This is a genomic window from Microbacterium sp. CR_7, assembly GCF_041954755.1.
Taxonomy (GTDB): Bacteria; Actinomycetota; Actinomycetes; order Actinomycetales; family Microbacteriaceae; genus Microbacterium.
Window position 1 is genome coordinate 1 of record NZ_JAVAYF010000007.1, and the last position, 19,624, is coordinate 19,624.

Here is a 19,624-nt window from a genome sequence, read left to right on the forward strand (position 1 = left end):
TCTCACGCCCCCCCCCCCCCCCCCGCGACGAGGATCGCGCAGCGCGCGTGTCAGAGTGCGGAGTCGCGACCCAGGTCCCTGAGGCCGATGGCGACGATCTCGGCGATCGTCCCTGCGTGCGCCCCGGTCGGATCGAGGTCGGGATCGAAGACGGTGACGGATGCACCCCATGCGCGGGGAGCGAGGAGCTCGAGCAGTCGGGTCAGCTCGTCGGGTGAGAGTCCGCCGGGATCCGGACTGTCGACCGCAGGCATGTGCTGAGGATCCAGCACATCCACGTCAACCTGCAGCCAGAAGCCTCGATCCGAGGCGGGGAGCGCGAGTACGTCCGCTGCCGCACGCGCCGCCCCGTGCAGGACGACCCTGTCTGCGGGCAGCACCAGACCGATCGTGTCGGCCAGCTCGTCGACGTGCTCGTCGTCGCGACGGCATCCGATGTGCGCTGTCGTCGCGCGATCGAAGTACGGACCGAGGCCGTCGATGTCGGAGATCTCCGGGAGATGGAGTCCGACGGCGGCGGCGAGGTCCTCGCCGGCGAGGGCGCCGATCTCGGGACTGTTGCCCGGATGCCGGAAGTCCGTGTGACCGTCGACGTGCACGAGCCCGCCCGGCCGCGCGACTCGTGACGCGAGACCCGCGGCGACCAGGAGACTGCAGTCTCCGCCCAGCACGAGCGGAGCGCATCCCTCTCTCACCAGGGTGACGAGCCGGGCCGCGAGCCGCCGCGCGTGATCGACGATCGCGTCGTGATTGCGAAGCGTGTGCCGGGAGCGGTTCGGATCGTCGACGTACCTCCCGGGGAGGATCGCCCCGGCGTCCGTCGCACCCTCGCCGAGGAGCCGCGCGTGGAGTCCTGCCTCTCGCAACGCCTCCGGCGCCTTGGCCGTGCCGGGCACCGCCCCCGGTTCCGGCGGGCGGAGGCCGAGGTTCGTGGGAGCGGAGACGATCGCGATCATCACGTCATCCTCTCAGCGACCGCCGACACCCGCTCGATCAGAGCCGGAGGGCGAGGACGTTCGCGGTGAGTCCCGCGGCCGTGCCGCAGAGGACGATGGTGTCGTCGCGGCCGACGCGTCCCACGTCGAGCGCCCGCGCGAGCATGAACGGGACGGAGGCCGAGACCATGTTGCCGAATCCGGTCACTTCGTCGATCCGACGATCGGCGGGGATGCCGAGGCGGTCGAGCATCGGACCGAGCGCCGCCGACGCCTGGTGGGGCACCCAGAGCGCGACGTCGTCGTAGGCGATGCCGGAGCGATCGTGGAAGTCCGCGAAGAAGTCGGGCAGCACGCGCATCATCGCCAGCAGCGCACGCCTGCCGTCCATGTCGAAGAGGTAGTCCGCGGGATCGGCGTCCGCATAGGCCTGCGCAGGGGAGCGCGACAGGCCGCCGCGGATCTCGGTGTCGTGGGCGTACGCCGGCCAGGTGCGCTGCGCACTCGCGATCACCCCCGTTGCCGGGCGGGCGGAGCGACGGAGCACCATGGCCGCACCCGCATCGCTGAAGAGCTCGTAGCTCTCGCGCTGGGCGGGGTTCAGGAACCGGGACCCGACATCACCCGAGACGATGAGCACGGTCTCCGCGTCGCCCGTGTCGAGGTATCGGGAGGCGACGTCGACCGCCGTGATGAAGCTCGTGCAGGTCGAGTTCACATCGAAGGCGGCGGCGTGACCGGTGAGCGTGAGGCGCTCGAGCACCAGTGCGGCCGTACAGGGGATGGGCTGGACCCCGGCAGCGGATGCCCCGAGCACCAGGTCGATCTCGTCGGCGGCGATTCCTGCGTTCGCCAGTGCACGCTCCGCCGCGTCGACGAGCATGTCGAGGTGGGACACGTCAGCGGCGATGCGATATCGCACCTCGTCTCCGAATCGGGTGATCCGATCGGGGAGCGACGTCCCCCAGCCGACGATCTCGCAGTTCCTCATGCTGTTCCGCTCCCCCAGTCCCGCACCACGCGGCGCAGCTTCACCGCCGGGTCGCGCTCGTACGGCACGAACACGACCTCAGGTCGTTCGCAGTCGAGCCGGTCGGCCAGATTGTCGACCTCCGCGACGACGCTGCGCCGCGATCGATCATCCACCACGTCGAGCGCGATCTCGAGACGCGACGCGGCGGTCTGCACGACCCGGTACTCGTCGAAGCCCTCGGCGAACAGCAGGGCCCGCGCCATGACGTCGGCGAACACGGGCACCTCGCCGCCCTCCCGTCCGCGGAAGAGAAGGGTGTCGCCCTCGCGGCCCTCGATGCGGTCGATCGCTGCGAGAGCACTGCCGCATGCGCACGGCCGGCCCGTCGCGCGCAGCACGTCGCCGAGCCGATAGCGCACGATCGGCTGGGCGCGCCGCCGCAGATCGGTCACGATCGGGACGAAGCGCTCCGCATCCAGCGGTTCCCTCTCGAAAAGCACCGCGTCCTCGTTGAGATGGATGACCCCGTGTTCGCAGGTGTGGGCGAGGAATCCCTCGGTGCACTGGTAGAGCTGGTGCAGGGTGGACTGCCGCAGAGCTGTGCGGATCCGGTCTGCGTCGGCGAGCTCGAGCACCTCCGCGACCGCGTAGACCTTCTTCGGCACGACGTCGAAGTCCCCTGCTTCCGCCGCCTTCGCGATCACGCGCAGCACGGAGGGCGGGGCGACGAGGACGGTCGGTCGGTACTCCTGCAGCCGCGCGACGTTCTCGGACATGTCCGCGTAGACGTCGAAGTAGCGGAACGAGACAGCGCGCGATCCCACGGATTCGTATAGGGAGTTGTCCGCGCGGAGGAAGAGCGCGATGCGATGCCCGAGCAGGTCGCCCCGGGGCAGCGTGCGAGCGAGCACGGTGCCGACCCAGGCGTCGCGCTCTGCGGGGCTGACGACGAAGAGCCCGCGATGACCGCTCGTTCCGCTGGAGAGCCCGACCGAGTTCGCACCGAGATCGGCGTCGAACTCGCGCGATCGCTCGTTCGCGATCGCGAGCCTCAGCGCCTCCTCCTTGTTCGCTCCGACGGTGTTCATGCGATCGAACTGCGCCATCATGGTGCGCTTGTCCATGAGCGGGAGCTGGTCGAACTCGGCGTCGGCGAGCAGTTCCCGGAAGTAGGGCGACCGCTGGCGCAGGAAGCGGAGATGCCGCCGCAGCAGACGGCGCTGACGCCTGTCGACCGCCCGGCGTGAGCGCAGCGGTCTGAACCACCGCACGGCGGCGAACTCTCTCAGGATGCGCAGGGTCGACATCAGGTCAGCAGGTCTGTCTCGCGCACAGGATCATGGCTGCACACGACTCGGACGCCGGCATCGGCGAGGAGGGAGACGGTGTGCGCCGTCCGGAGATAAGCGTCGGCGTCGAACTGCACGGCGCGGGGAACCGCGCGAAGACGCTGCACCTCCGGGAGCAGGTCCCTCCCCCAGGCGGCGTCCCCCGCGAGCAGGACTCGGCCTTCGACGAGCGCGCCCACGTGCCCGTCGGCGTGGCCGGGGAGATCCATGACGAGATAGCTGCCGTCATCGAACAGATCGACCGCTGCGACCTCGACCCCGTGAACGGTCCGTGGCGAGAACTCGTCGTCGCGGAGAACCCGCTTCGTGGCGCGGTCGAACCACGCGGGCAGCAGACCGGGCAGGACACCGCTGCGCAGAGTCGAGGCGGTGAGCGTGCGCTGCAGCCCCTCGCTGACGACGAACGTCGCGCCGGGGAAGCGCCGGACACCTCCCACGTGGTCCGGATGCAGATGGGACAGCACGACGTGCGTGACGGATGCCGGGTCGACACCGTCCTGACGCAGCCGGGAAGCGACATCGTCCTCGTCGTCGACCTGCGGCGGCAGGAGTCTCCGGTACACGGCGCCACGCCAGCCGGTCCGCCATCGCCCGGTCGCGTAGCCCGTGTCGAAGAGGACGCGGCGGCCGTCTCCGCCGTCGTAGAGGAAGACCCCGGAGGGGAATCGACGTCTCTCCCGGGGTGCGCCATGGAACATCGACGCCACGTCGTGCGACGTGCTGCCGCACGCGTGATGTCGCAGACGCCCGTTCATCCGTGGCCCCGCAGGTCGGCGGCGACCGCCGCGAGCGCATCGTCCAGCGTCACGGTCGGCACGTACCCGAGATCGCGTACGGCACGGGAGATGTCGAGCGTCTGCGTGTAGGCGATCGTGCTCAGCGTGTACCGGGTCAGTGGCGGCTCCGGGCGCCCTGGCAAGACGCGGCAGAGGGCTTCGAGGAAGGCGGCCGCCGCCCAGGCGGCCCGCCGGTTCGCGGAGCGGAACCGGGGCTGCTCCCCCATGAGCGCGAGCAGTCGTCCGAGGAGATCTCGGAACGACCGAGGCTCCCCGTTCGTGATGTTGTAGACGCCGCCGGCCGCATCGCCCGCGGCCAGGGCGAGCCGCAGCGCCGCCGCGACGTTCTGCACGGCGGTGATGTCGATGAGGTTCGCTCCTCCCCCGAAGACCGGCACCCCGATCCTGGCGTGCACGTCGAGCAGTCGAGGGACGAGGCTGGGGTCGCCGACGCCGATGAGTCCCCGCGGACGCACGATCACGAGCTCGGGGAACGCTCCACGACGCCGCGCCTCCTGGAGCAGTCCCTCGGCGGCGATCTTCGACCGGATGTACCCGTTGAGCCGGTTGGCTGTGTCGACGTCGTCCTCGCGGATGTCGACACGGTCCCGCGCGGCCGCGTAGACGCTGGGTGACGACACGTGGACCACCCGTCGCACCCGGTTGCGTCGGGCGAAGTCCGCCACGTGCGCGGTGCCGTCGACGTTCGCCTCCCGGAAATCCGCCCACCGCCCCCACGGCGTCGACAGCGCAGCGCAGTGGATGACGGCATCCACCGGCAGTTCGCACCATCTCAGCGAAGCGAGATCCCCCGGCACGCGATGGCGGTCATCGACGAGCACGCCGAGCCGATCGGCGTTCCGTCCGGCGGCGAACACCTCGAACCCGTGGTCCTTCAGATCGCGCACGACGTGGCCGCCGAGGAACCCCGTCGCCCCCGTCACCAGCACACGGGCTCCGGACATGACCCTCACCCTAGCTGGCCTATCGTGGTCGGGTGCGCATCGCCATGGTGACCGACTACTACCTGCCGACGCTCGGAGGCGTGCAGACGGTCATCAAGGCCCATCGCGAGGCTCTCGAGCAGGCGGGTCACGAGGTCTTCGTGCTCGCGCCGCTGGCGACCGCGAGTACGGACCGCCGGATCATCCGGCTTCCGACGGCTCGCGGATTCGCACCGGACGGATACCCGTTCACGTGGCCGCCCACCGCGGCGGCGACCGCCATGCACGACGCTCTGCGCGACCTGCGCGCCGACGTGATCCACGTGCACACCGAGATGTTCGCCGCGCTCGCGGGATTCCACGCGGCCCGAGCTCTCGGCATACCCGTGGTGCAGACCATGCACGGCCGCATCGACGTCTACACGCGCTCGGTCCTGCCCCTGCCGTCCGTGACGACCGCGCTGCTCGCGGCCCTGCACCGCCGCCGGATGCCGCACGACCGCGCCGCGATCGATGCGGCCGCGCCATACGCCCGCACACGCCAGGCCAGGCGGATGTGGCGCCTGATGGTGAGTCAGGCTAATCACGCCGACCACGTCATCGTCCCGTCCTCGCACTTCGCCGAGAAGCTCCTCGCCCAGGGCGTCCGCACGCCGCTGGCCGTTCTCTCCAACGGGCTCGAGGACACGGTCCTGGATGCCGTCGGCGCGCCCGCCGTACGCGAGCCCGCTGCCGCCGGGCCCCTCCGGGTGATGTGGTGCGGTCGTCTGTCGCCCGAGAAGCGTCCCGACGTGTTCGTCGAGGCCGTCCGGCGGACTCCCGGCATCATGGCGCACATGTTCGGCGACGGGGTCGTCCGTGCGTCGGTGGCGCGCTCAGCCGCCCGCCTCGACGACGGCCGTCTGACGGTTCACGGCGCTGTGCCCCAGTCCCGTGTCCTGGAAGCCATGCGCGATGCGCACGTGCTGGTCTCGAGCTCGCTCGACTTCGACAATCAGCCGATGGTGATCCTCGAGGCCGTCGCATCCGGACTCCCCGTCGTCGTCACCGACCCCGACCTCGTCGAGACGTTCCCGAAAGGCGCGGGTATCGTCACCGAGACACCGGATGCCGAGGGACTGAGCACCGCGCTCTCGGCGCTTCGCGACGACCCGACCCGGGTCACGGCGCTGAGCCGCGCAGCCGTCGCGCAGCGCGAGAGCGTGGCGCAGACCACGCACCGCGATGCGCTCGTCGAGGTCTACCGCTCGGCGATCAGGCGTCGATCGACTCGCGAGACAGCCGATCCGACGAGTCGATGATGAACTCGCGCCGTGGTGCCACCTCGTTGCCCATGAGCAGCTCGAACACGCGGCCGGCGGCCTCGGCATCCTCCATGCGCACCCGGCGCAGGAGCCGTCCGCCGCGGTCCATGGTCGTCGAGGCCAGCTGCTCGGCATCCATCTCGCCGAGGCCCTTGTAGCGCTGGATCGGTTCGTGCCACCGCTTGCCCGCCTTGCGGAGCTTGGCGAGGAGCGCGTGCATCTCCTGCTCGCTGTAGGTGTAGATCGTCTCGTTCGGCTTCGAGCCGGGATTGATGACGATCACGCGGTGCAGCGGCGGCACCGCGGCGAAGACGCGGCCGTGCTCGATGAGCGGTCGCATGTAGCGGTAGAACAGCGTCAGGAGCAGGGTGCGGATGTGTGCGCCGTCGACGTCGGCGTCGCTCATCAGGATGATCTTGCCGTAGCGCGCGGCGTCGATGTCGAAGCTCCGGCCCGATCCGGCGCCGATGACCTGGATGATCGAGGCGCACTCGGTGTTCGACAGCATGTCGCCGACCGACGCCTTCTGCACGTTGAGGATCTTGCCGCGGATCGGCAGCAGCGCCTGGAACTCGCTGTTGCGCGCGTTCTTGGCCGTGCCGAGCGCCGAGTCGCCCTCGACGATGAACAGCTCGCTGCGCTCCACGTCGTTCGTGCGGCAGTCGACGAGCTTGGTCGGCAGGGTCGAGGACTCGAGCGCGTTCTTGCGTCGCTGCGTCTCCTTGTGGGCACGCGCCGAGACGCGCGCCTTCATCTCGGCGACGATCTTGTCGAGCAGCTGCGTGGCCTGGCTCTTGTCGTCGCGCTTGGTCGACGAGAAGCGCGCCGCGAGGTCCTTCCGGATCACCTGAGCGACGATCTGACGCACAGCAGGCGTGCCGAGCACCTCCTTCGTCTGCCCTTCGAACTGCGGCTCGGGGACGTTGACGGTGAGCACGGCGGTGAGTCCGGCGAGCACGTCGTCCTTCTCCAGCTTGTCGTTGCTGCCCACCTTGAGACGGCGCGCGTTCTGCTCGACCTGAGCACGCAGCACCTTGAGCAGCTCCTGCTCGAAACCCTGCTGGTGCGTGCCGCCCTTGGGCGTGGAGATGATGTTGACGAAGGAGCGGGTGATCGTGTCGTAGCCGGTGCCCCAGCGCATCGCGATGTCGACCGCGCACACCCGCTCGACCTCGGTCGCCACCATGTGCCCGTCGGCCTGGAGCACGGGCACGGTCTCGGTGAAGGTGCCCTCGCCCCGGATGCGCCAGGTGTCGGTGACCGGCGCATCGGTCGCGAGGTACTCGACGAACTCCGAGATGCCGCCCTCGTACAGGTACGAGGTCTCCACGGCCGTGGACTCGCCGTCCGCCACGTCGCCCTTCGAGCGGGCGTCGCGGACCACGATCTCCAGGCCGGGCACGAGGAACGCCGTCTGCCGGGCGCGCGTCTCGAGTTCGCCCAGCTGGAACGCCGCGTCCTTCGTGAAGATCTGCCGGTCGGCCCAGTAGCGAACCCGCGTTCCGGTGACGCCGCGCGGAGCCTTCCCGATGACCCGCAGCTCGCTCTTCTGCTCGAACGGCGTGAAGCGAGCGTCGGGGCGCTTCTCGCCCTTGTCGGCGAAGATGCCGGGCTCGCCGCGGTGGAACGACATCGCATACGTCTTGCCGCCTCTGTCGACCTCGACGTCCAGACGCTCGGAGAGCGCGTTCACGACAGATGCGCCGACACCGTGCAGACCGCCGGATGCCGCGTACGAGCCGCCTCCGAACTTCCCACCGGCGTGCAGCTTCGTGTAGACGACCTCGACGCCGGTCAGTCCGGTGCGGGGCTCGACGTCGACGGGGATGCCGCGGCCCCTGTCGTGCACCTCGACGCTCCCGTCGTCATGCAGGATGACGTCGATCTTCGAGCCGTTGCCGGCGACGGCCTCATCGACGGCGTTGTCGATGATCTCCCACAGGCAGTGCATGAGCCCCGGAGAGCCGTTCGACCCGATGTACATGCCAGGGCGCTTGCGGACGGCCTCGAGGCCTTCGAGCACCTGGAGATGATGGGCGGAATACTCGGCGGTCACAATCTCCGATTCTATTCTCGGGCGCGGACACGGGCCGCTCGACACTCCCCGTACACGATCACTCCGCGTCCGGTCCACGTTCCCCGCGTACGCTCCGAGCGAAACACGCCGTCAACCGGGCATGCATACAGGTGCAGCGTGGTTGTATTGATCACGCCCACCAGCGAACCCGACACCTAGGAGGCACCGAAGATGAACGCAACGACCGAACGTGAGACCTCCGCCGTCGAGTTCCGCCTGACCGCCATGGATCGATGCGATTCCTGCGGCGCTCAGGCCTACATCGCGGCCGAGGTCAACGGCTCCGAACTTCTCTTCTGCGCGCACCACGGCCGCAAGTACGAGGAGAAGCTCCGCAGCGTCGCCACCAGCTGGCACGACGAGACCTCGCGTCTCATCGACGCCGTCTGACCCGCCGACCCGCACGAGTCGACACGGAGCCCGTCTCATGACGGGCTCCTTCTGTCTGTGCTCGTGCCGAGTCAGTCGACGGCGACCCGGCGGACGCGCGAGGTCAGCCGCGTGAGGATCTCCTCGCCGACCGTGTCGATCCGCTCGGCCAGGGTCGTCGCACTCGACTCCCCGTGGTCGCCGGCGCCGAAGATCCAGACCCGGTCGCCGACGGCCGCACCGGGCCACACCGCGACAGCCGAACTCGTCTCGTCGACGCGAACGAGCGTGCCCGCTCCGGCGGGCGTCCCGATCGTCGAGCCGGCCAGCGACGACGGGATGCCGTCGAAGGAGCCGATCCCGACGGTGGCCTCGTTCGCGCGAACCTCGGTCACCGTCGCCACGAGCTCGGCGACGGGAGCGATGCCCTCGAGGTCCGGGCCGTCTGCGGAGCGGATCCCGTAGCAGAAGGCGCCGATGCGCGACACCGTGCCCCGCAGCTCCGGGCGCCACCAGGACGCAGCCGATGCCGTCAGATGGAGCGCGTCCGGCACCTCGCCCGAGCGTCCGCTGACCTCGATCGCGTGCAGGAATTCGCGGCGAGCGTCGTCGTCCTCCTCGTCGCTGGCCTCCGCGAGGTGGCTCCAGATTCCGACGAGCGCCACCGCTCCGTCAGACTCCGCGCGCCGCACGTCCGCGATGGTCTGCTCCCACTCCTCCGGCAGCATGCCGTTTCGGTGCAGTCCGGTGTCGATCTTGAGGTGGATGCGCGCGCGGATGCCGAGCGCTGTCGCCCGCGCGATGACCGCAGACAGGTACTCCGTCGAACCGACCCCGAGGTCGATGTCGTGGCGCAGCGCCTCGTCGATCTCGTCGTCGATCGACGTCACCCACGCGAAGACGCGACCGTGCGCTCCCAGGATCTCCCGCACCCGCACTCCGCTGCACACGTCGTACGCGCCGTACCAGTCGACTCCGGCGGCGAGACCGGTCTCCACGGCCCAGGTCAGTCCGTGCCCGTATGCGTCGTCCTTCAGCACCATCATGAGCTCGGAGGGGGCGATACGGTCGCGCACCGCGGCGATGTTCCAGGCCAGGCGTCGGGTCGAGAGTCGCAGCTCCGGACGTCTCATGCCTCCCACCTCCGGCCGGCGTGCGCCCCCGTGACCGCGATCAGCTCTCCCGCCGACAGTCCGGTGACGGAGCTCCACCGGGCGAGGTTGGGACCTGCGGGCCCCGAGCCGCCGAAGTAGGTCACCTCGTCGCCGGTCGCGGCCCCTTCTGGGCTCTCGACGTCGACGACGCAGACGTCCATCGCGACGCGCCCGACGATCGGACGCATCGTGCCGCGGATCTCGACGTGCGCCGCGTTCCCGAGCGCGCGGACGATCCCCTGCGCGTAGCCGCCGGTGATGAGCGCCGCGGTGGTGTCGGACTCGGCACGATGGGTGTAGCCGTACGAGACGGCGTCTCCTGCCTTGAGTGGCTTCGTCGAGAGCACGCGGCCGACGAGGCGCATCACGGGTCGCGTACGCAGAGCGCCGTCCGCGTCGGGAAGTCCGTAGAGCAGAGCGGGATCGATGTCGGCGGAGCCGCTCGTCACGGCATCGATGCCCTCGAGCGCCAGAGCTTCCGCCTCTGCGGCGGAGTCGACGAGCATCGCCTGGCCGCCCGCAGCGGCCACCGCATGGGCGACCGCGACGAGTCCGTGTCCCCAGGCGTCGCGTCGCAGATCAGCCAGCCGACCCCCTCGCGACACGGCTTCCGAGGCCGCCGCCGCCAACGCCGATCGCGAGATCACGGCCTGCGGGAGGGAGCTGGAAGTCGAGTCACGCACCCACCCAGCCTAACTCCGGGCTGCCAGGTTGCCCGGTGGCCCGCCCGTAGACTGGAAGCGACCGAAGAACTTGGAGATCCATGTCGCGCTTTTCCCCTGTGCCCCGTGTCCGCTACCTGCTGGAGCGTGCGCGCCGCATCGACGTCGGCTCCGTGCTCGAGCGCGCGAAAGAGGCCTCCGCGCAGCACGGCAAGGCCCTGCCGCTCGTGGTGGTCGACATGCTCTGGTCCGCCGGACGCCACAACGTCGGGTTCCAGGACTACATCGACTACGACTTCGCGATCCTCACCAAGGCCGAGCGCGACACGTACATGACGCACCCGGTCTCGAATCAGATCTCGCAGCAGTACGACCACCCCGACTACCGCCACCTCTTCCACGACAAGGCGGAGTTCAACGCGAGGTTCGACGCTCTCCTGAAGCGCGAGTGGATGCTGATCACCGAGGGCAACGCCGACGAGCTCCGGGCCTTCACCGAACGACAGGGCACGATCGTCGTCAAGGAGACCCACGGTCAGGCCGGCACCGGCGTGCACCGCTACCACGCCGCCGATGTCACCGACTGGGACGCCTTCCACGCCGAGCTGCTGTCGAAGAAGCAGGTTCTCGTCGAGGAGGTCATCCGCCAGCACGCCGACCTCGCGGCGGTGTGCCCCGGCACCGTCAACACCACCCGCGTCACCGCCTTCTTCGACGGAGAGAAGACGCACATCCTGGCCATCGCGCAGAAATTCGGCCGCGGCGCCGTCAGCGACCAGATGAGCTTCGGCGGCTTCTACACGATGCTCGACGACGACGGCCACGCCGTCGGCCCCGGCTACGACTCGCACGGCCACGTGCACGTCACGCACCCCGACTCGGGCTTCGTGATCGCGGATTTCCAGCTGCCGATGATGGACGAGGTGCGCGCCTTCGTCGACCAGGCGGCCCGCGTCGTGCCGCAGGTGCAGTACGTCGGCTGGGACGTCGTCGTCACGCCGGACGGGCCCGTACTCGTCGAGGGCAACTGGGGCGCCGGCGTGTACGAGAACAAGCCGAGCGTGACCGGCATCCGCACCGGTCACAAGCCGCGGTACCGCGCAGCGATCGGGTTCTGACCTCCGCGGGACCCTCTCGCACACGACGAAGGCCCGGATGCCGAGCATCCGGGCCTTCGTCGTGTGCGCTGTCTGCCGGCGAGTCGCGCGTCAGGCCGCGCGGACGATGCCCATCGGCGTGGACTGACGGGCCTGACCGAGAGGGTTGTCGCCGAGGATCTGCACGAGCCGGCGCTCACCGGCCTTGTCGAGCGTGGATCCGAGGATGTTCCCGCCGATGTCGTTGATGTCGACCACGGCGACGTCGACTCCGCTGCCGACGAGCTTCTGCAGTCGCTGGGCGACCTCGCGCGGGTTCTTCGGTCCGAGCACGACCGCCTCGTTGTACGGAGGGATCGTGTTCTTGGTGGGGCCGTCGATCGCCCGCGCCTTGTCGCCGGCGATCCGGTAGAAGTCGCCGCGTCGCCCGAAGGCCTTCGTGACGACCGAGACGCCCGCCGCGAAGAGGATGCGAAGCGTTCCGCACTCCCGAAGCGCCATCTCCATCGTCTCGGGCATGCCGAGGCCGATGCCGTAGGACGTCCGCACGACGTACCGCGAGAGGAAGCGCGCCAGCGGGCGCGGCGTGATCTCGTCGAGACGGTACGACCGGCCCTGCGTGATCGCGACGATCTTCTCGGTCACGAACAGCAGGTCACCCGGCTGCACGGCGTCCTTCGCGTACTCGGTCACGATGGCGTCGAGGTCGTCGTCGGGCATCACCACGCGGGTCTTGAGCGGGATGCGGGCGTACTTCTTCCCGTCGACGCTCGCCTCGAGCGCCTTGCCGTCGTTCGCCTGCATCACTCGAGGTAGTCCCGCAGCGACTGCGACCGGCTCGGGTGGCGCAGCTTCGCCATGGTCTTCGACTCGATCTGACGGATCCGCTCGCGGGTCACGCCGAAGGTGTCGCCGATCTGGTCGAGCGTCTTCGGCTGTCCGTCGCCGAGGCCGAAGCGCATGCGGATCACGCCCGCCTCACGCTCGGACAGCGAATCGAGCAGCTGCTCGAGCTGACGCTGCAGCATCGTGAAGCCCACCGCGTCGGCCGGAACGACAGCCTCGGTGTCCTCGATCAGGTCGCCGAACTCGCTGTCGCCGTCCTCGCCGAGCGGGGTGTGCAGAGAGATCGGCTCGCGGCCGTACTTCTGCACCTCGATGACCTTCTCGGGCGTCATGTCGAGCTCGCGGCTGAGCTCCTCGGGAGTGGGCTCGCGACCAAGGTCCTGGAGCATCTGCCGCTGCACACGGGCGAGCTTGTTGATGACCTCGACCATGTGCACGGGGATGCGGATGGTGCGGGCCTGGTCGGCCATGGCGCGCGTGATCGCCTGGCGGATCCACCAGGTCGCGTAGGTCGAGAACTTGAAGCCCTTGGTGTAGTCGAACTTCTCGACGGCGCGGATCAGACCGAGGTTGCCCTCCTGGATCAGGTCCAGGAACTGCATGCCGCGGCCGGTGTAGCGCTTCGCGAGCGAGACGACGAGTCGCAGGTTGGCTCCGAGCAGGTGGCTCTTGGCGCGCTGGCCGTCACGGGCGACCCACTGCAGGTCGAGTCCGAGCTGCCCGGCCTTCTCGGCCGGCGACATCGCGGAGAGCTTCTCCTCCGCGAACAGACCGGCCTCGATGCGCATCGCGAGCTCGACCTCTTCGGCCGCGTTGAGCAGCGCGACCTTTCCGATCTGCTTCAGGTAGTCCTTGACCGGGTCGGCGGTCGCACCGGTGATCTGCGTGGAGTAGACCGGAACGTCCTCGTCGTCGTTCGACGAGATGACGATCGCGCCGGTCGGCAGCGGTTCGGTGAACTTCGGCTTCGAGTCCTCTTCGTCCTCGTCGGCCTCCTCGGGCGCGCCGGCGACGGGGGCCTCGTCCTCTTCGACGATGTCGTCCGACTTCTTCTTCTTCGCGGGGGCGCGCTTGGCAGCGGCGCGCTGTGCGGCGGTCTTGGGCGCCGGCTTCTCGGCCGCCGTCTCCTCGACCTGGGCGTCGACCTCGGGGGCCTCGGCGCTCTTCTTCGTCCGGGTTTTCTTGGTCGTGGCAGGAGTCACGTTTCGCCTTTCACGGGGCCGCTGGCAGCCCCGGGCCATTTCGGACACTAGTAAGACCCTTGTCAAGCCCGATCTCGGAAAAGATCGATTGACAACGGGTCAGACTCCTAGTATCGCACACGTGAGAGGATGCGGATGCATTCCCGCGAAGTCCGCCGACGGGAAAGTCAGCCGCGGCCGTTCTTGTCGTCGTCGCCCGTCGGGCGAGTGGCCAGGTAGCGCTCGAGCTCGGCCGCCAGCTCGTCGGCGCTCGGCAGATCGCGTTCGTTGAATCCGCCCTCGTCGTACGAGTCGTCCTCGGGATCGCGGCCGGCCATGTAGGCGTCGTAGCGACGCTCGAGACCGTGCACCATCTGCTGCAGCTCGTCGTTGCCGAGCACCTGCTCGTCGACACGGCCGAGGTAGTCCTCGCGGCGCTCCTGCACCTCGTCGAGGAGGATCACCAGGCCCGTCGCCGCCATCAGCTTGTCGGCCGCCGCGATCACGGCATCCGGGTTCTCGGTCTCGGCCAGGTAGTGCGGCACGAGCAGCACGAAGCCCACGACCCGTTCGCCCCGCTCCGCGAACCGGAACTCGAGGAGATGCCCGGCCGTCGCCGGCACCTGGGTGCGAGGTCGCCACACCGAGTGCGCGACCGTGAGCTCGCGACGGTTGCCGCTGACGGTCGTGCCGATCGGTCGCGTGTGCGGCACCGGCATCGCGATCGAGTGCACCCAGCTGAGACCGGACACCTCGAACTCCGCCGCCAGGTCCAGCACCGTGCGGGCGAACTGGTTCCAGGCGAAGTCCGGCTCGTAGCCGGCGAGGAGCAGGAACTTCTGCCCCAGGGCGTCGGTGGCGAGGGACAGCTCGAGGCGCGCCGGGCGGAACTCGGTCAGGTGGTCCTGATCGAAGGCGATCACCGGCCGACGAGCGCGGTAGTCGAGCAGCACGTCGTTGTCGAAGACGGCGATCGGCTGCGGCGAGGTGGTCTCGCGAAGGTGCTCGATGAGTCCGGAGACCGCGTTGCCCGCGTCGGTGAAACCGGTCAGCAGCAGCACCAGAGGAAGCCCGCGCGGCACCGCCGGCGCGTTCGCGACACGTTCGTGGATCTCTCCGGAGAAGGGCATGTGTCCATGCTACGAGCACCCGCGCGCGACGGGGTTGAGCGCGTCATGCTCAGAGCGAACACGCCGATCACGACCTCGGCCGAGCACGATCCCTAGGATGGAGGCATGACGCTTCCCGCGCTCTCGCGCACTACAGAACAGTTCCCCGGAAGCGCTGCAGACGCCGCAGTGCTCGTCATTCCCGAGATCACCGAATCCGGCGAAGAACTCGCCGCGTACCCGGGTCTCGCAGACGCTCTGAGGGGCGTCGGTTTCACCGGATCCGCGTCGGCCTTCACCAGGGTGTACGCGCCGGAGGTGACGACGTTTCCGCTCGCCGTCGTCGGGACCGGTTCCGCCCCGGACTCCGCCGCCGTCCGCAACGCGGTCGGCACCGCTCTACGCAGCCTCACCGGTTTCGACACCGTCTCGGTCGGGCTCGCGCCGGGCCTCGCACAGCACGCGCAGGCGGCAGCGGAGGGTGCTGTCCTCGGCGGCTACCGCTTCGACGGCTACAAGACCGATAAGGGCAAGAGCCGGGCGTCGTCGGTGCTGCTGCACGCCGACCTCGACGAGGAGTCCGTCGCGAAGGCGGTGGCTGTGGGAAACGCGGTCGCGCTGGTCAAGGACCTCGTCAACGTCCCCGCGGAGTGGCAGAGTCCCGCACAGCTCGCGCAGAGCGCGGCCGACAGCGTCGCCGACCTCGACGTGGCCGTCGAGATCCTCGACGAGGACGCCTTGACCGAACAGGGCTTCGGCGGCATCCTCGGCGTCGCGCAGGGGTCGGACCGCCCGCCACGCCTCGTGCGGCTCGATTACGCGCCCGCGGATGCCGCGCGGCACATCGCACTGGTGGGCAAGGGCATCACGTTCGACACCGGCGGTCTCTCGCTCAAGCCGGCCGCGTCGATGGTCGGCATGAAGTTCGACATGGCCGGCGCCGCCACGAGCCTCGCCGCCCTGCGCGCGATCGCGACGCTCGGTCTCCCGGTGCGCGTCACGGCCTGGCTCTGCATCACCGACAACATGCCGTCGGGACGCGCGCTGCGCCCCGGCGACGTTCTCCGCATGCTGGACGGCACGACCGTCGAGGTCCCCAACACGGATGCCGAGGGCCGCCTCGTGATGGCCGACGGCCTCGTCGCCGCGAGCCGTGAGAACCCCGACGTCATCATCGACGTCGCGACCCTCACCGGCGCGATCGTCATGGCCCTCGGGCACCGCCACACCGGCGTGTTCGGCGACGACGACGCCGTGGCGGAACTGCTCGCCGCAGCGAACGCCGTGGGCGAGCTCGCGTGGCACATGCCGCTCCCCGATTACATGGAGGACTCGCTCGACTCCCCCATCGCCGACATGCAGAACGCCAACATGGGCGACCGCATGGGCGGCGCGTCCTACGCCGGACTCTTCCTGCGCCGCTTCGTCGGTAGAGTCTCGGACGAGGACGGCGCACCCCGCATCCCCTGGGTGCACCTCGACATCGCCGGCTCCGGCGAGCACGGCGGAGCCCCCTACGGCTTCACCGAGAAGGGCCCAACGGGGGCGATGGTCCGATCGATCGTCGCCTTCGCCGACGCATCCCACACGGAGGCATGACCGAATGACAACCCACACCTTCGACATCGTCGTCCTGGGCGGAGGCAGCGGCGGCTACGCCGCAGCACTCCGAGCGAGCGAACTCGGCAAGACCGTCGCTCTCATCGAGAAGGACAAGGTCGGCGGCACCTGCCTGCACCGAGGCTGCATCCCCACCAAGGCGCTGCTGCACGCGGCCGAGGTCGCCGAGCACGTCCGCGACGCCGCGCACGTCGGCATCACCGCGACGCTCGAGAGCATCGACCCCGCCGGCGTCCGCGCCTACCGCGAGGGCATCGTCGCCAAGAAGTACAAGGGCCTCGAGGGGCTCGTCAAGGCGCGGGGCATCACCACGGTCGCGGGTCTCGGTCGGCTCAACGCCGACCGCTCCGTGAGCGTCGACGACGACGTCTACGTCGGCACCGACGTCGTGCTGGCCACCGGCTCGTACAGCCGCACGCTCCCCGGCCTCGAGATCGGCGGGCGCATTCTCACGAGCGAGCAGGCCCTGTCGCTCGACGTCATCCCGGAGCGCGTGCTGGTGCTCGGCGGAGGCGTCATCGGCGTCGAGTTCGCGAGCGTGTGGCGGTCGTTCGGCGTCGACGTCACGATCATCGAGGCTCTTCCTCACCTGGTGCCGAACGAGGACATCGCGATGAGCAAGGGGCTCGAGCGGGCCTTCCGCCGCCGCGGCATCCGGTACTCACTCGGTGTGCGGTTCCAGAGCGCCGCGCAGACGGATGACTCCGTCACCGTGACCCTCGAGGACGGCACGGAGTTCACGGCCGACTACCTGCTCGTCGCTGTCGGGCGGGGACCGGTGACGTCCGACCTCGGCCTCGAGGAGGCGGGCATCACGCTGGATCGAGGCTTCGTCACGGTCGACCAGGACCTCCGCACGGGCGTCCCCGGCGTGTGGGCGGTCGGCGACATCGTGCCGGGGCTGCAGCTCGCGCACCGCGGCTTCCAGCAGGGCATCGCGGTCGCCGAGCGCATCGCGGGGCTCTCCCCCGCGAACATCCCCGACTCCCAGATCCCGAAGGTCACGTACTCGAGCCCCGAGGTCGCCTCGGTCGGCATCACGGAGGAGGCCGCCGTCGTGGAGCACGGAGCGGATGCCGTCTCCGCCTACGAGTACAACCTCGCCGGCAACGGCAAGAGCGAGATCATCGGGACCGGCGGTCTCGTGAAGGTCGTGCGCCTCAAGGACGGCCCCGTGCTCGGCGTGCACCTCCTCGGCGACCGCGTGGGCGAGCTCATCACCGAGGGTCAGCTGGCCGTCGCGTGGGAGGCGCACCCCGAGGACATCGCGCCGCTCATCCACGCCCACCCGACCCAGAGCGAAGCGCTCGGCGAGGCGTTCCTGGCTCTGGCCGGGAAGCCGCTGCACGCTCTCTGAACCCCACACCGGCCACGCGGACCACCAAGGGTCGCGCAGGTCACTAAGCTAGACAAGCGTCATACAACTTCTAAAGGAGACTCCGTCATGAGCACATCCGTGGTCCTCCCCGCTCTCGGTGAGAGCGTCACAGAGGGTACGGTCACCCGCTGGCTCAAGCAGGTGGGAGACACCGTGCAGGCGGATGAGGGCCTGCTCGAGATCTCGACCGACAAGGTCGACACCGAGATCCCCTCCCCCGTCACCGGCGTGATCGAGGAAATCCTCGTCGCCGAGGACGAGACCGTCGAAGTGGGTGCACTGCTCGCGCGCATCGGCGACGGCAGCAGCTCCGCACCCGCCGCCGACGCCCCCGAGGCCGCCGCACCCGCGGCCGATGCGACGCCCGAGCCCGCCGACGCGAGCGTCGGCGCGCAGGCCGAGGCGGCTCCCGCCGAGCCCGCGCCGGCTGACGCTGCTCCCGCCGCCGCTCTCGCGGGAGACGCGAAGGACATCGTTCTCCCGGAACTCGGCGAGAGCGTGACCGAGGGCACCGTGACGCGCTGGCTCAAGCAGGTCGGCGACAGCGTCGAGGTCGACGAGGCTCTGCTCGAGATCTCGACCGACAAGGTCGACACCGAGATCCCGTCCCCGGTCGCGGGCGTGCTGCAGGAGATCGTCGCCGCGGAAGACGAGACGGTCGCCGTCGGCGCCGTCCTCGCCCGCGTCGGATCCGGAGCGGCGCCCGCCCCGGCCGAGTCCGCTCCTGCCGCACCCCAGGCCGCCCAGCCTTCCGAGGCCCCCGCCGCCGCGGCGTCCGTGTCCGAGACTCCCGTCGAGAAGCCGGCCGAGCGCCCCGCCGCAGAGGCTCCCGTCCAGGCTCCGGCCGGGGCGGCCAAGGAGGAGGCAGCACCCGCCACCTCGTCCACCCAGGCGCCGTCCGCTGAGTCGTCTGCACCGAAGCTCTCTCTCCCGACCGAGAGCGACAACCTCTACGTCACGCCGCTGGTGCGTCGACTGGCCTCGCAGCAGGGCGTCGACCTCGCGAGCGTCAAGGGCACCGGTGTCGGAGGACGCATCCGCAAGGAAGACGTCCTGAAGGCCGCCGAATCCGCATCCTCGGCCCCCGCCGCAGCTGCGGCACCGGCCGCGCCGGCTCCGCTCGAGGTGTCGCCGCTGCGTGGCACCACGCAGCCGATGTCGCGTCTGCGCAAGGTGCTCGCCCAGCGCGCCGTCGAGTCGATGCAGTCGACCGCTCAGCTCACGACCGTGGTCGAGGTCGACGTCACCGCTCTCGCGGAGTACCGCGACAGTGTCAAGGCGTCGTTCCTCGAGAAGACGGGCGACAAGCTGTCGTTCCTGCCGTTCTTCGCTCTCGCTGCCGCCGAGGCCCTGCAGTCGTTCCCGATCGTGAACGCCACGGTCGACGGCGACCAGATCACCTACCCGGCGACCGAGAACCTGTCGATCGCCGTCGACACCGAGCGCGGGCTGCTGACCCCCGTCCTTCGTGACGCGGCGACGAAGAACATCGCCGAGATCGCTCACGAGATCGCCGACCTGGCTGCGCGCACCCGCGACAACAAGCTGAAGCCCGACGAGCTCGCCGGCGGCACGTTCACGCTGACCAACACCGGTTCGCGCGGCGCGCTCTTCGACACCCCCGTCGTGTTCCTGCCTCAGTCTGCGATCCTCGGGACCGGCACGGTCGTCAAGCGTCCCGGCCTGGTCAAGGTCGGCGGAAGCGACGCGATCGCGATCCGTTCGTACGTGTACCTGGCGCTGTCGTACGACCACCGCATCATCGACGGTGCGGACGCCGCCCGCTTCCTCGGGGCAGTGAAGTCTCGCCTCGAGTCGGCGCAGTTCGCCGCTCAGCTCGGCGCCTGATC

At 69.6% G+C, this 19,624-nt stretch carries 17 protein-coding genes; 6 read left to right on the forward strand and 11 right to left on the reverse strand.

What is annotated here, in order from left to right; genetic code table 11:
* Nucleotides 1-50: 50 nt before the first annotated feature.
* The 5 genes from RAC81_RS14815 to RAC81_RS14835 are packed head-to-tail and all read right to left on the reverse strand — an operon-like array spanning nt 51 to nt 4,998.
* A complete protein-coding gene (locus RAC81_RS14815; RefSeq protein WP_375083071.1) occupies nt 51-956 on the reverse strand; it encodes an arginase family protein in 906 nt (301 codons plus the stop codon).
* A 37-nt stretch (nt 957-993) separates the two neighbouring features.
* On the reverse strand, nt 994-1,926 hold the full coding sequence (locus RAC81_RS14820) for a 3-oxoacyl-ACP synthase III family protein (RefSeq protein WP_375083072.1): 933 nt from the start codon (nt 1,924-1,926) through the stop codon (nt 994-996).
* Entirely contained in the window at nt 1,923-3,215 is a 1,293-nt protein-coding gene (locus tag RAC81_RS14825; RefSeq protein ID WP_375083073.1) for a F390 synthetase-related protein, read from the reverse strand. Before RAC81_RS14825 ends, RAC81_RS14820 begins: the two co-directional genes overlap by 4 nt.
* On the reverse strand, nt 3,215-4,012 hold the full coding sequence (locus RAC81_RS14830; protein ID WP_375083074.1) for an MBL fold metallo-hydrolase: 798 nt from the start codon (nt 4,010-4,012) through the stop codon (nt 3,215-3,217). Before RAC81_RS14830 ends, RAC81_RS14825 begins: the two co-directional genes overlap by 1 nt.
* The gene (locus RAC81_RS14835) at nt 4,009-4,998 is read right to left on the reverse strand and encodes an NAD-dependent epimerase/dehydratase family protein (protein WP_375083075.1); all 990 of its coding nucleotides are present in this window, start codon (nt 4,996-4,998) and stop codon (nt 4,009-4,011) included. The genes RAC81_RS14830 and RAC81_RS14835 overlap by 4 nt, the downstream gene beginning before the upstream one ends.
* Nucleotides 4,999-5,030: 32 nt before the next feature.
* Between RAC81_RS14835 and RAC81_RS14840 the strand changes: the two genes are divergently transcribed.
* Nucleotides 5,031-6,278: a glycosyltransferase gene (locus tag RAC81_RS14840; protein ID WP_375083076.1), complete on the forward strand. Its 1,248-nt coding sequence runs from the start codon at nt 5,031-5,033 to the stop codon at nt 6,276-6,278.
* Here RAC81_RS14840 and RAC81_RS14845 read toward each other — a convergent pair.
* Nucleotides 6,232-8,337: a type IIA DNA topoisomerase subunit B gene (locus RAC81_RS14845; protein WP_375083077.1), complete on the reverse strand. Its 2,106-nt coding sequence runs from the start codon at nt 8,335-8,337 to the stop codon at nt 6,232-6,234. The two genes, RAC81_RS14840 and RAC81_RS14845, sit on opposite strands and share 47 nt — an antisense overlap.
* A 192-nt stretch (nt 8,338-8,529) precedes the next feature.
* On the opposite strand from RAC81_RS14845, the gene RAC81_RS14850 reads away from it, so the two are divergent.
* Nucleotides 8,530-8,748 (forward strand): hypothetical protein, encoded by a 219-nt coding sequence (locus tag RAC81_RS14850; RefSeq protein WP_096715398.1) that lies wholly within the window; start codon nt 8,530-8,532, stop codon nt 8,746-8,748.
* 71 nt (nt 8,749-8,819) lie between these two features.
* Here RAC81_RS14850 and RAC81_RS14855 read toward each other — a convergent pair whose 3' ends face one another.
* On the reverse strand, nt 8,820-9,860 hold the full coding sequence (locus RAC81_RS14855; protein ID WP_375083078.1) for an alanine racemase: 1,041 nt from the start codon (nt 9,858-9,860) through the stop codon (nt 8,820-8,822).
* Nucleotides 9,857-10,564 carry an alanine racemase gene (locus RAC81_RS14860; protein ID WP_375083079.1) on the reverse strand — a complete coding sequence of 236 codons (708 nt, stop codon included), beginning with the start codon at nt 10,562-10,564 and terminating at the stop codon, nt 9,857-9,859. Before RAC81_RS14860 ends, RAC81_RS14855 begins: the two co-directional genes overlap by 4 nt.
* 80 nt (nt 10,565-10,644) lie before the next feature.
* Here RAC81_RS14860 and RAC81_RS14865 point away from each other — a divergent pair, with 80 nt between their 5' ends.
* Nucleotides 10,645-11,661 (forward strand): sugar-transfer associated ATP-grasp domain-containing protein, encoded by a 1,017-nt coding sequence (locus RAC81_RS14865; RefSeq protein ID WP_375083080.1) that lies wholly within the window; start codon nt 10,645-10,647, stop codon nt 11,659-11,661.
* 90 nt (nt 11,662-11,751) lie between these two features.
* Here RAC81_RS14865 and RAC81_RS14870 read toward each other — a convergent pair whose 3' ends face one another.
* From RAC81_RS14870 to RAC81_RS14880, 3 genes are all read right to left on the reverse strand, one after another.
* On the reverse strand, nt 11,752-12,444 hold the full coding sequence (locus RAC81_RS14870; protein WP_375083081.1) for a coenzyme F420-0:L-glutamate ligase: 693 nt from the start codon (nt 12,442-12,444) through the stop codon (nt 11,752-11,754).
* Nucleotides 12,444-13,688 (reverse strand): RNA polymerase sigma factor, encoded by a 1,245-nt coding sequence (locus tag RAC81_RS14875; protein ID WP_375083082.1) that lies wholly within the window; start codon nt 13,686-13,688, stop codon nt 12,444-12,446. Before RAC81_RS14875 ends, RAC81_RS14870 begins: the two co-directional genes overlap by 1 nt.
* A 167-nt stretch (nt 13,689-13,855) precedes the next feature.
* Nucleotides 13,856-14,797, reverse strand: a complete 942-nt coding sequence (locus RAC81_RS14880; RefSeq protein WP_375083083.1) for a proteasome assembly chaperone family protein — start codon at nt 14,795-14,797, stop codon at nt 13,856-13,858.
* A gap of 105 nt (nt 14,798-14,902) precedes the next feature.
* On the opposite strand from RAC81_RS14880, the gene RAC81_RS14885 reads away from it, so the two are divergent.
* From RAC81_RS14885 to sucB, 3 genes are all read left to right on the forward strand, one after another.
* Nucleotides 14,903-16,375: a leucyl aminopeptidase gene (locus RAC81_RS14885; RefSeq protein WP_375083084.1), complete on the forward strand. Its 1,473-nt coding sequence runs from the start codon at nt 14,903-14,905 to the stop codon at nt 16,373-16,375.
* Nucleotides 16,376-16,379: 4 nt separating this feature from the next.
* A complete protein-coding gene (lpdA, locus tag RAC81_RS14890) occupies nt 16,380-17,753 on the forward strand; it encodes a dihydrolipoyl dehydrogenase (RefSeq protein ID WP_375083085.1) in 1,374 nt (457 codons plus the stop codon).
* A gap of 87 nt (nt 17,754-17,840) precedes the next feature.
* Nucleotides 17,841-19,622, forward strand: coding sequence for a 2-oxoglutarate dehydrogenase, E2 component, dihydrolipoamide succinyltransferase (sucB, locus tag RAC81_RS14895; protein ID WP_375083086.1), 1,782 nt, complete (start codon nt 17,841-17,843; stop codon nt 19,620-19,622).
* The last annotated feature ends 2 nt before the right edge of the window (nt 19,623-19,624 follow it).